Raw genomic sequence first — 11253 nt, 5'->3', positions numbered from 1 at the left:
GCCAGGCGGCGCGGCCGGCGGTGCGGGCCGAGTGTCAGGCGGAGAAGAAGACCGGCCCGCCCGCCGGCAGCGGCGGTACGCCGGCCAGGTCGACGGCACGGCGGGCGAACTCCCGCAGCCCCGCCACCTGTCGCTCGCCCAGCGAGAAGTCGAGCGTCCGGAAGTACGACGCCAGGGTGGCCGCGTCGAAGGTCTCCCACCGGGCCGCCGCCTCGGCCACCTCGTCGAGTTCGGCCAGGCAGAGGTCCCGGGAGCGCAGGAACGCCTGGTGCACGTCCTTGACCTGGCCGGGATGGCTGGCTGCGAAGTCCCGGCGTACGGCCCAGACGGCGAAGACCATCGGCAGTCCGGTCCACTCCCGCCAGGCCAGGCCGAGGTCGGTGACGGCCAGCCCGCGCCCGGGCGCCTCGTAGAGGGCGCGTAGCGCGACGTCGCCGATCAGCACCCCGGCCTCGGCCTCCAGCAGCATGGTGGTCAGGTCGGGCGGGCAGGTGAAGTACTCCGGGTCGACGCCGTACTGCTGGGCGAGCAGCATCCGGGCGAGCAGCACCCCGGTCCGGGAGGTGGAGCCGAGGGCGACCTTGGCGCCGTCCAGCTCGGCCAGCGGCCGGGTGGAGACGATGTTGACCGAGAGCACCGGGCCGTCGCTGCCGACCGCGAGATCCGGGAGCAGCAGCAGCTCGTCGGCGTGCTTGAGATATTCGACCAGCGTGATCGGCCCGATGTCGAGGTCACCGGCGACCAGGGCGGCGCTGAGCCGCTCCGGCGAGTCCTTGTGCAGCTCGACGTCGATCAGCGCACCGGAGCGCATCAGCCCCCAGTAGATCGGCAGGCAGTTGAGGAACTGGATATGGCCTACCCGGGGTCGCCGCAGCTCGGTCATGATCCGACCGTAGCCGCCGGCTCGACCGGCCGCTCGGCCGACCGGGGCGGAAGTGGCCCAGGACGCATCGTGGCCCGCTCGAGCCGGGCGGCCCGCAGTACCACCGGCGCCACCGCGGCGACCACGGCCAGCCCGGCCAGCCCGGCCACCGCGACCAGCGGCCGGGGCGGGAAGCCGGCGAGCAGGATGCCGCCGGCCAGGTAGCCGAACATCCCGGCGCCCTGGATCGCGGCACCCTGCGCGGCGAAGGCCCGACCGCGTGCCTCCGGCGGGACCCGGTTGGCCAGTACCAGGTTGCTGAAGACGTTCAGCCCGCCGTTGGCGACGCCGCCGACCAGCCAGAGCGGCACCAGCCAGCCGGCGGCCGGCACGGTGGCGCCGAGCCCGACGAGCAGGCAGGCCGCGCCGAGCATGCCCAGCACGCCCGTGACCCGGGCACCGTCGTCCCGGGCCCGCCGGGCGGTACCGGCCAGCAGCCAGGCGCCGACCAGCATGCCGGCGGTCCAGGCCGCGCTGACCAGGCCGAACATCGCGGTCGAGGAGTGCAGGGTCTCGCGTACGTAGAAGACCTCGATCACGTTGACCGCGCCCACCCCGGCCACCGTCGCGGCGATCGCGGCCACCATCGCCCAGAGCAGCGGGTCGCGGCGCAGCCGCCAGGCCGGGGCCGTCGGTGCCGGGCTCGCCCCGCCGGCCGCTCCGGTCGGCCGTCGCCCACCCCGTCGGGTACGCAGCAGCAGCCCGGCCGCGATCAACGCGAGGTAGCTGCCGGCGTCGAGCAGCAGCGGGATCCGGGCACCGAACTGGCCGACCAGCAGCCCGGCCAGGGCCGGCGCGACGAGGATGCCGACCGAGCCGGCGGTCAGGTTGATCGCACTGGCCCGGGGCAGGTCGTCCCGGCGCACCATCTCGGGCAGCAGGGCGGCCAGGGTCGGCTGGGTCACCGCCAGCCCGCAGGCGAGCAGCGCGGCGAGCAGCAGGATCAGGACGGTGTTCCCGGCGAAGGCGAGTGCGGCGCAGACCACCGCCTGGCCGGCACCGGCCCAGACCAGCAGGGTGCGGCTGTCCATCCGGTCGGCCAGTCGACCGGTCAGCGGGGCGAGCAGCACCAGCGGCAGCGTGGCGGCCAACATCACCCCGGACACCGCCAGCCCACCGGCGCCGGCGGATTGCAGGGCGAGCGCCAGCGAGGTCGCCGCGAGGAAGTCGCCGCAGCTCGACACCGCCCGGGCACCGGCGGCCAGGTAGACGTCCCGCCAGCGGGAGACCACCGGCGTGCCGTCATCGGGCAAGGCGGGACCGGAAGTTGTGAAGGACATACTTCGAAAGTAATCCTTCACAACTTCCGTACGCAACCAGCCACCCGACCCGAACCGATCAGCTCACTCCATCGGCAGCGCCGCGTAGTGGACCATCACCGGCCGGGAACCCTCGGGCGGGTCGGCCCGCTCCCGCCGCCGGTACGGCCGCATCAGCTCGCGGATCCGGTCGTTCAGCTCCACCAACTCCTCGGCGGTCAGCATCAGCACCGCACCGCCGTACCGGGCAGCGTCGTACCACTCCTTCGGCTCCGCGCCGGCCCGCCGGGCCCAGTTCCGGATCCGGTCCATGTCGCGGGCGGCGTAGACCTCGATCAGGGTCTCCTCGGCGGCCCGCGCCTCCGGTGAGGCGTCCTGGCCGACCTCCACCCCCCAGGAGCCGACGCTGCTGCGCCAGAGCCGCTCGCGGGCGTCGCCCCGGCTCGGCGCCTGCTCGACCAGCCCGTACTTCGCCAGCTCCCGCAGGTGATAGCTGACCGCGCTCGGCGAGAGCCCGACGATCTCGGCACACTCGGTGGCGGTGACCGCCGCCCCGGTGGTGGTGAGATGCTCCATGATCTCGAGCCGGGCCGGATGCGCCAGCGCCCGCATCACCTGCGGGTCACTGATCATCATCGGCCGCTGCTCGACGGGCTGCTCGGTCATGGGCCCATGATTCCGTCTCCGGCCCACCGGACGGCAGCGACCCGGGCGGCACGGCAGGTCCGGCGAACGAGTGGCACAAACTGTTTGTAGTACAACCAGCCAGCGCTACAAACAGTTTGTAGTCGGCGAGGCCCGCTGGCGGACCAGACCGCTCACGCCACCCGGAGGTCCGCACCTTCACCCCGGCGGACATGCTGGCGAGCGCACCCGGCCGGCGGTCCGGCCGGCGCGGCGGGTGAAATTCGGTGGAACGGGAGCTGAGCCGCAGGTAGGCTTGCTGGCCGCTTGACGGCCGAGGTGAGAAAGCACCGCAGCGGACGTCCCCGCGCCGGGTGCCGGCCATCCGCCCCCGGATACGCGAGCGAGCAGCCGACGCGCTGACGCGCCGATGGGAACCCAGCATGCCCGCACAGGACCTCGACACCGACCTGGACCACGAACGCGCACACCTGGCCGCCTCCCGGGCTGCCCTGCGGCGGATGCGGGAGCACGCCGAGTCGCTCTTCCGGACCGGCCAGGACGTCGCCGGTGACGCGTACGCGGCCGAGACGCTCGGCCGGACCCTCTCCCGGCGGGTCGCCGAACTCGCCGACGACCCGGGCACCCCGCTCTTCTTCGGCCGCCTCGACTTCGCCGATGCCAGCCACCACATCGGGCGGCGGCACGTCACCGACCCGGCCGGCGAGCCGATGGTGCTGGACTGGCGGGCTCCGATCTCCCGCTCGTTCTACCGGGCCACCGTCCGCGACCCGCAGGGGGTACGCGTCCGGCGGCGGTTCGGCTTCGGCGTCGGCCAGCTCACCAGCTTCGAGGACGAACACCTCGACCGGGGTGAGGAGTACGGCATCGCCAGCCGGATCCTGACCGCCGAGATCGAACGCCCCCGGGTCGGGCCGATGCGGGACATCGTCGCCACCATCCAGCCGGAGCAGGACGAGCTGGTCCGGGCCGAGCTGGCCGACTCGATCTGCGTACAGGGGGCGCCGGGGACCGGGAAGACGGCGGTCGGGCTGCACCGGGCCGCGTACCTGCTCTATCTGCACCGGGAGCGGCTGCGCCGATCGGGCGTGCTGGTCGTCGGGCCGAACCGGGCGTTCCTGTCGTACATCTCGGCGGTACTGCCGGCGCTGGGCGAGGTCGAGGTGACCCAGGCGACCGTGGAGGACCTGCTCGGCACCCCGGTACGTGCCGTTGACCCCCCGGCCACCGCTGCGCTCAAGCACGATCCCCGGATGGCCGAGGTGCTGCGCCGGGCCCTGGCCGGGCTGTTGCGGGCACCGGAGGAGCCGATCGTGGTCTCCGACGGCTCGTACCGATGGCGGGTGACGACGGAGGCGCTGCGCCGGATCGTCGAGGAGGCCCGCCGGGAGGGGCTGCCGTACGCCACCGGCCGGGAACGGGTCCGGGCCCGGGTGGTCGGCCTGCTGCAACGGCAGTCGGAGGCCCGAAGGGGCGACTCACCCGGCGAGGGCTGGCTGCGTCGGATGGGCCGGGCGAAGCCGGTCACCGAGTTCCTCGACCACTGCTGGCCGGCGGTCACCCCGGACGGGCTGGTGCACCGGCTGCTGGCCGACCCCGAGACGCTGGCGGCCGCCGCCGACGGGCTGCTCACCGAGGCCGAGCAGGCCCTGCTGACCTGGTCGAAGCCGCCCCGCACCCCGAAGGCGACGAAGTGGACCGCCGCCGACGCCGTACTGGTCGACGAGGCGGCGGGGCTGGTCGAGCGGCTGTCCAGCTTCGGGCACGTGGTGGTCGACGAGGCCCAGGACCTCTCCCCGATGCAGTGCCGGGTGATCGCCCGGCGCAGCGAGCACGGCTCGGTCACGCTCCTCGGCGACCTCGCCCAGGGCACCGCCCCGTGGGCCGCCACCGACTGGCGGGAGTCGCTGCGGCACCTCGGCAAGCCGGACGCCTCGGTGGTGCCGCTGACCATGGGGTTCCGGGTACCGGCCGCGGTGGTGGCGCTGGCGAACCGGCTGCTGCCGGCGCTGGCCGTGGACGTACCGCCGGCCGAGTCGCTGCGCTCCGACGGTGCGCTGGACATCCGTACCGTGTCCGACCTACCGGCGGCGACGGTGGCCGAGGTGCGGGCGGCGCTGGCTCACGACGGCTCGATCGCGGTGATCGCCGCCGAGGCCGAGACGGACGGGCTGCGCGCCGCGCTGGCCGGCGCCGGCATCCCGACCGCCACCACCGACGAGGTCGAGACGGCGGCCCGGGTCACCGTGGTGCCGGCCACCCTGGCCAAGGGCCTGGAGTACGACCACGTGATCGTGGTCGAGCCGGCCCGGATCGTGGCGGCGGAACCGCGCGGTCTGCACCGGCTCTACGTGGTGCTGACCCGGGCGGTCTCCCGGCTCGCCGTGCTGCACAGCGAACCGCTGCCCGCGCCGCTCTGACCGGCCGCGCCGAGCGCCGTCCGGTCCGGGGTCCGAATCCCGGGGGGACCGGCCCGGACGGCGTCCAGTACGGGCTCGGCCTGCTCAACATCCCGCTGCCGGCCGGCTGACGCCCGCTTCGACCGTCCGAAAACTACTTGGTGCGGTCATGGACTTTGTATTGTAAACTTGTTTACGTGACCGGGAACTTTGACGACGACCGCACCGGAAGCCCCACCGACGACCGCGACGAACTGCCGCCCCCCGACCCGGCCGCCGCACTGCGGCTGATCGCCGAGCAGCAGGCCGAGGCGGCCCGCAGGCTCAGCCCCAACCTGCTCTGGTACTACTGGCCCTGGGGCCTCGCCTGGCTGATCGGCTTCGGCCTGTTCTTCCTGCGCTTCGGGCCGGACGGCCGGGTCTTCGTCGACCTGCCCACCTGGCTGCCACTGCTCACCCTGCTCACCCTGCTGGTCGCCGCCGGGATCATCTCGGGGATCGTCGGCGGCCGGACGTACGGGCAGGTCACCGGCGACTCCAGCCGGCGCGGCCTGTGGTACGGCCTGGCCTGGGGCCTCGGGTTCAGCGGCATCAGCACGGTGCTCGGCCGGGTCTCCGACCACCTGCCCGAGGACGTCGCCGGACTGCTCTGGGCCGGCGTGGCCGTCGGGCTCACCGGCGCCCTGCACATGGCCGGCGGCGCGATCTGGCTGGACCGCAACCTGTTCCGGCTCGGCGTCTGGATCAGCGTCATCAACATCGCCGGACTGATCGCCGGATCCGGCTGGCACGCCCTGGTGATCTCGGTCCTCGGTGGTGGCGGGATGCTGGTGGCCGGGGTCCACTTCCTGCTCCGCGACCGCCATCGCAGCCGGAACCTCGCCGCCGGCATGTCGGGCACCCCGAGCGGGAGCGCCCGGAGCATCTCGTGACCGGCCTTCCCGAACTCGACCCCGTGATCCACGCACAGGCCCGGTTACGGGTGACCGCGACCCTCGCCACCCTGCGGGGCGGCGACCGGATCACCTTCCCCCGGCTCCAGGACATCCTCCAGATGACCGCCGGCAACCTCTCGGTGCACCTGCGCAAGCTCGAAGAGGCCGGCTACGTCGAGATCGTCAAGACCCACCAGGGCCGCACCCCGACCACGCTCGTCGGGCTCACCCAACGCGGCCGGTTCGCCTTCGAGGAATACACCCTGGCGGTACGCGCCCTGCTCGATCCGCCCCAGACGGAGGAAAAGCCATGATTCTCGCCCGCGCCGTCCAGGCCACCCGCCGGTACGGCGACGTCACCGCCCTCGACCGGGTCGACCTCGAACTCCCGGCCGGCGAACTGGTCGGCCTGCTGGGCCCGAACGGCGCCGGCAAGAGCACCCTGCTGAGCCTGCTGGTCGGGCTGCGCCGGGTCAGCTCCGGCCGGGTCGAACTCTTCGGCGGCGACCCCCGCGACCCGGCGTGCCGCCGGCAGATCGGGATGACGCCGCAGGAGACCGGGCTGCCGCCCACCCTGCGGGTCGGCGAGGTGGTCGACTTCGTCTCCGCGCACTACGCCGACCCGGTCCCCCGGGCCGAGCTGCTCGGCCGGTTCGGCATCGACGACCTGGTCCGGCGGCAGACCGGTGGCCTCTCCGGCGGGCAGAAGCGCCGGCTGGCGGTCGCGCTCGCCTTCGTCGGCCGTCCCCGGCTGGTCTTCCTGGACGAGCCGACCACCGGACTGGACGTGACCGCCCGCCGCGAACTCTGGGACGGCATCCGCCAGTTCCACGCCGACGGCGGCACGGTGCTGCTGAGCAGCCACTACCTGGAGGAGATCGAGGCGCTGGCGCACCGGGTGGTGGTGCTCGGCCACGGCCGGGTACTCGCCGACGACAGCGTCAGCGCGATCCGCGACCTGGTCGGGGTACGCCGGGTCAGCCTGGTCGCCCCGGAGTTGCCGGCACTGCCCGGAGTACGGGCCGTGGAGCAGGTCGACGGCGTCACCCACCTGCTCACCACCGACGCGGACCAACTCGTCCGGGACCTGGTGCGCAGCGGTACCCCCTTCGCCGATCTGGAGATCCGGCCGAGCAGCCTGGAGGACGCCTTCCTGGCCATCACCGAGGCGTCGTCCGACCCCGAGGCGCGGTCCGCCCCCCAGCCACAGCCCGCCCCCCAGCCACAGCCCGCTCCCCAGCCCGCCGACGTGTGACGGAGGAACCGATCGTGCGACTCTCGCTCGTGCACGCCAGATACCAGTTGCTGGAGACGGTCCGGATCCCGATCGCGCTGGTCGGCAGCGCCTTCTTCCCGGCCGCCTCGATGCTCTTCTTCGTCGTCCCGTTCAGCGGCGACGATCCGGCGATCGCCACCTACGCCACCGCCTCGATGGTCACCTTCTCGGTGATGAGCACCAACATCTTCCAGTACGGCATCGGGGTGGCCGAGGACCGGGCGCAGCCCTGGGACCCGTACCTGCGGACGTTGCCCGCCGGGGCCGCACCCCGGTTCGCCGGTCGGATCCTCGCCGGCCTGATCCTGACCCTGATCTCGCTGCTCCCGGTGGTGGTGATCGCGGCGGTGGCCACCGAGGCCCGGCTGACCGGCCCGGCCTTCCTGGCCGCGCTCGGTACGGTCCTGGTGATCGCGGTGCCGTTCACCCTGATGGGGCTCGCGATCGGCTACTCGCTGCCGAGCAAGGCGGCGATCGTGGTCGCCCAGGTCGTCTTCTTCCCACTGGCCTTCGGCGGCGGGCTGCTCTTTCCGCCCGGCGACTCGCCAGGGTTCATCGAGGCGATCGCTCCCTACCTGCCGACCCGCGGCGCGGTCGAGCTGATGTGGGCGGCCGTCGGCGACTTCCCGGTCGACCGGCTCTCGCTGGTGATGCTCGGCGTCTGGATCGCGCTGCTGGCCACGGTCGCCGGCTGGGCGTACCAGCGGGACGAGGGGCGGCGGTTCAGCTAGTCGCGGTGTCGCCCGCCGGGCGCGCACCTCCCTCTTCGCGCTGATACCAGGGAGTCATCCTGATGACACCGTGGTATCACGCTCGAAGGGCATATGGCTGCCGCACCGCCGGATCCCGACCTGCTAGGAGGCGGCACGGCGGGTCCGGACCGGGACGACGAGGGGGCCGTGCTCGCCCTCGATCACCCGGACCCGGGCCCGGTAGTGCGTACCGAGCAGGTCATCGGTGAGCACCGCCCGGGGCGGGCCGTCGGCGACCACCGCACCGGCGGCGACCAGCACCATCCGGTCGGCGTACTCGCCGGCGACCGAGAGGTCGTGCATGGTGGCCAGCACCGTCAGGCCGTGGTCGGTGCGGAGCTGGTCGACGAGTTCCAGCACCTCCTGCTGGTGGCCGATGTCCAGCGCACTGGTCGGCTCGTCGAGCAGCAGCAGCGGGGCGCCCTGGGCCAGTGCCCGGGCCAGGAAGACCCGCTGCCGCTCGCCCCCGGAGAGGGTCGCCAGCGGCCGGGCGGCGAATCCGGTCAGGTCCAGCCGGTCCAGAACGTCGTACGCGACCGCCAGGTCGGCGGCGGACTCCCGGCCCAGCGGCGGCACGTACGGGGTACGGCCGAGCAGCACGTAGTCGAGTACCGCCATTCCGGCCGGCACGACCGGGGACTGCGGCACCGTCGCCACCGTCCGGGCCCGGTCCCGGCGGCGGAGCCGGGCGATCGGCGTACCGAAGAGGGAGACCGACCCGGTGTTGGCCGGCAACAGCCCGCCGACCGCGCGGAGCAGGGTGGATTTGCCGGCGCCGTTGGGTCCGATCACGGTGACCCACTCCCCGGTCCGGACCGAGAGGCTGACCCCGGTCAGGATGCGTGCCCCGCCGAGGGTGATGCCGAGGTCGGTCACCTCGACGGCGACGCCGGTCGGGGCGGTCGCCCGGGTCGGGGCGGTCATTCCGCCACCCGCCGGGTGGTGCGCAGCACGATCGCGAAGAACGGGCCACCGAGCAGCGCGGTCACCACGCCGATCGGGATCTCGGCCGGTGCGGCGACGGTCCGCGCCGCCAGGTCGGTCAGGGTCAGGAAGGCGCCGCCGAAGAGCACCGACAGCGGCAGGACCGCCCGGTAGCTCGCCCCGGCCAGCATCCGTACGACGTGCGGGACGATGACGCCGACGAAGCCGATCAGCCCGGAGACCGAGACGGCGGCGGCGGTGGCCAGCGAGGCGGCGGCGACCAGCAGCAGCCGGGAGCGCTGCGGGTGCAGCCCGAGGCTGCTCGCCTCGTCGTCGCCGAGCGCCAGTACGTCGAGTTCGCGCCGGTGCACCAGCACCACGGCGGTGGTGAACACCGCGTACGGCAGCACCACCAGTACGTCGTGCCAGCCGGCGGTGGCGAGCCGGCCGAGCATCCAGGAGTAGACCTCCTGGATGCTCTCGGCGTTGCGTTGCAGCAGGTAGGTCTGACCGGCGGCGAGGAAGGCGGAGACCGCCACCCCGGCCAGGATCAGCGTGGCCGGGGAGCGGTCCCGGCCGCCGGCCGCGCCGAGCAGGTAGGTCAGCAGCACCGCGCCGAGCGCGCCGACGAACGCGGCCAGCGGCACGGTGACCGGAAGCCCGACCGTGACGTCGGCGCCGGTGACCCCGCGAACCACGATCACGGCGGTAACCGCGAGACCGGCTCCGGCGGCGACGCCGAGCAGGTGCGGGTCGGCCAGCGGGTTGCGGAAGACGCCCTGGTAGCAGCCGCCGGCCAGGGCCAGCATCCCGCCGACGAGCAGGCCGAGCACCACCCGGGGCAGCCGCAGCTCGGTGACGATGGCGATCTCACGCTCGTTCAGGCCGCTGTGCAGGTGCACCCCGGGTACCAGATTGAGCAGCTCGATCGCGACGCCGCCCGGCGGCAGGCTGACCGGCCCGAACGCGATGCCGGCCACCCCGGCGACCAGTACCGCCGCGAGGCCGGCGACCAGCCACCGGCGGCGCAGCCCGGCGGGCCGGGCGGGCCGGCCCTCCCGGGCGGCCCGGCCGGGGGCGACCGGGGCGTCGGGGCGGACCGGAGCGCCGGCTGTGCTCAAGCGGGCACCTTGGCGACCGCGTCCACGATGACCCGGAGCAGTTCGACCACCCGGGGGCCCCACCGGGACGCGATGTCGTCGTCGAGCCCGACGATCTGGTTGTTCTTCACCGCGGTCATCCCGGACCAGCCCTTGCGGGCCGAGACCGTCTGGGCGGACTGCTGGCAGCACTTGGTGTCGGCCAGGAAGACCAGGTCCGGGTCGGCCTTGATGATCGCCTCCTCGCCGAGTTGCGGATAGCCGCCCTTGGAGCCGTCGGCGTCGGCCGGGTCGGCGATGTTCTCCAACCCGACCATCCCGAACAGCGAACCGACAAAGGTCTTGCTGGTCAGCGAGTAGTACTCCGGACCGAGTTCGTAGAAGTAGCTCAGCTTCGCCGGCCGCTGCGGCACGTCCGCCACCAGCTTCCCGATGTCGCCCTTCATCCGGGTGACCAGGTCGGCCGCCTCGGCCGAATGCCCGGTGAGCGTGCCGAGGTCGGTGATCTGCCGGTACGTGTCGTCCAGCGTCTTCGCCGCCGGTGCCAGGTAGTGCGGGATCTTCAACTGGCCGAGCTGGTCCACGATCTTGTTCAGGTCGTTGGTGAGTACCACCAGGTCGGGGTTCTTCGCCGCGATCGCCTCGGCGTTCGGGGTGAACGCCGACAACTCGGTCTTCGGCGCCTCGGCCGGATGGTTCGAGTTGTCGTCGACGGCGGCGACCTGGCCACCGGCGCCGATCGCGAAGAGCATCTCGGTGGCGGTCGGTCCGAGTACGACGATCTTCTCGGGGCGGTCGTCGAGGGTGAGCGCGCCGACGGTCACCGGATAGCTGGCACCGCTGGCGCTCGGGGCCGCCTCCTGGCCGGGGTCGTCGGCGGCGCAGCCGGTCAGGGCCAGCGCCGCGCCGGCCAGCAGCGCGGCCAGCAGTCGTGGCGTACGTCGGGTCATCGGTCCTCCTGTCGGGTGAGGTCTGGTGCTCCGCCGACAGGTGCCTGTGCCCCCCGCCCACGGGGCGCCCTTCCTCGAAGGCGCTTTCCGC

At 73.4% G+C, this 11253-nt stretch carries 11 protein-coding genes; 5 read left to right on the top strand and 6 right to left on the bottom strand.

All coding sequences use genetic code 11. The annotated features are described in order from the left end of the window. Window positions 1-34: 34 nt before the first annotated feature. The 3 genes from R6Y94_RS35655 to R6Y94_RS35645 all read right to left on the bottom strand — a co-directional run bounded on the left by R6Y94_RS35655 (window position 35) and on the right by R6Y94_RS35645 (window position 2847). The gene (locus tag R6Y94_RS35655) at window positions 35-883 is read right to left on the bottom strand and encodes a menaquinone biosynthetic enzyme MqnA/MqnD family protein (protein ID WP_412102958.1); all 849 of its coding nucleotides are present in this window, start codon (window positions 881-883) and stop codon (window positions 35-37) included. After that, the gene (locus R6Y94_RS35650; RefSeq protein ID WP_318400918.1) at window positions 880-2202 is read right to left on the bottom strand and encodes an MFS transporter; all 1323 of its coding nucleotides are present in this window, start codon (window positions 2200-2202) and stop codon (window positions 880-882) included. The genes R6Y94_RS35655 and R6Y94_RS35650 overlap by 4 nt, the downstream gene beginning before the upstream one ends. Window positions 2203-2265: 63 nt before the next feature. Continuing rightward, window positions 2266-2847 (bottom strand): ArsR/SmtB family transcription factor, encoded by a 582-nt coding sequence (locus tag R6Y94_RS35645; RefSeq protein ID WP_318400917.1) that lies wholly within the window; start codon window positions 2845-2847, stop codon window positions 2266-2268. Window positions 2848-3248: 401 nt separating this feature from the next. On the opposite strand from R6Y94_RS35645, the gene R6Y94_RS35640 reads away from it, so the two are divergent. The 5 genes from R6Y94_RS35640 (at window position 3249) to R6Y94_RS35620 (ending at window position 8167) form a co-directional block, all read left to right on the top strand. After that, a complete protein-coding gene (locus R6Y94_RS35640; RefSeq protein WP_318400916.1) occupies window positions 3249-5246 on the top strand; it encodes a HelD family protein in 1998 nt (665 codons plus the stop codon). A gap of 176 nt (window positions 5247-5422) precedes the next feature. Next, a complete protein-coding gene (locus R6Y94_RS35635) occupies window positions 5423-6157 on the top strand; it encodes a transporter (RefSeq protein WP_318400915.1) in 735 nt (244 codons plus the stop codon). After that, on the top strand, window positions 6154-6474 hold the full coding sequence (locus tag R6Y94_RS35630) for a transcriptional regulator (RefSeq protein WP_318400914.1): 321 nt from the start codon (window positions 6154-6156) through the stop codon (window positions 6472-6474). The genes R6Y94_RS35635 and R6Y94_RS35630 overlap by 4 nt, the downstream gene beginning before the upstream one ends. Then, on the top strand, window positions 6471-7415 hold the full coding sequence (locus tag R6Y94_RS35625) for an ABC transporter ATP-binding protein (RefSeq protein WP_318400912.1): 945 nt from the start codon (window positions 6471-6473) through the stop codon (window positions 7413-7415). The genes R6Y94_RS35630 and R6Y94_RS35625 overlap by 4 nt, the downstream gene beginning before the upstream one ends. A 14-nt stretch (window positions 7416-7429) precedes the next feature. Next, window positions 7430-8167, top strand: a complete 738-nt coding sequence (locus tag R6Y94_RS35620) for an ABC transporter permease (protein WP_318400911.1) — start codon at window positions 7430-7432, stop codon at window positions 8165-8167. Window positions 8168-8290: 123 nt separating this feature from the next. Here the strand turns inward: R6Y94_RS35620 and R6Y94_RS35615 are convergent, their stop codons facing one another. The 3 genes from R6Y94_RS35615 to R6Y94_RS35605 all read right to left on the bottom strand — a co-directional run bounded on the left by R6Y94_RS35615 (window position 8291) and on the right by R6Y94_RS35605 (window position 11162). Next, a complete protein-coding gene (locus R6Y94_RS35615) occupies window positions 8291-9112 on the bottom strand; it encodes an ABC transporter ATP-binding protein (protein ID WP_318400909.1) in 822 nt (273 codons plus the stop codon). Next, entirely contained in the window at window positions 9109-10143 is a 1035-nt protein-coding gene (locus R6Y94_RS35610) for an iron ABC transporter permease (RefSeq protein ID WP_318400964.1), read from the bottom strand. Before R6Y94_RS35610 ends, R6Y94_RS35615 begins: the two co-directional genes overlap by 4 nt. 86 nt (window positions 10144-10229) lie before the next feature. Beyond that, the gene (locus R6Y94_RS35605) at window positions 10230-11162 is read right to left on the bottom strand and encodes an ABC transporter substrate-binding protein (protein ID WP_318400907.1); all 933 of its coding nucleotides are present in this window, start codon (window positions 11160-11162) and stop codon (window positions 10230-10232) included. Window positions 11163-11253: the final 91 nt, after the last annotated feature.

Origin of the sequence: Plantactinospora sp. KLBMP9567, assembly GCF_033446045.1 — a bacterium.
Classification (GTDB): domain Bacteria; phylum Actinomycetota; class Actinomycetes; order Mycobacteriales; family Micromonosporaceae; genus Plantactinospora.
This window is presented reverse-complemented; position numbering and strand designations above follow the sequence as displayed.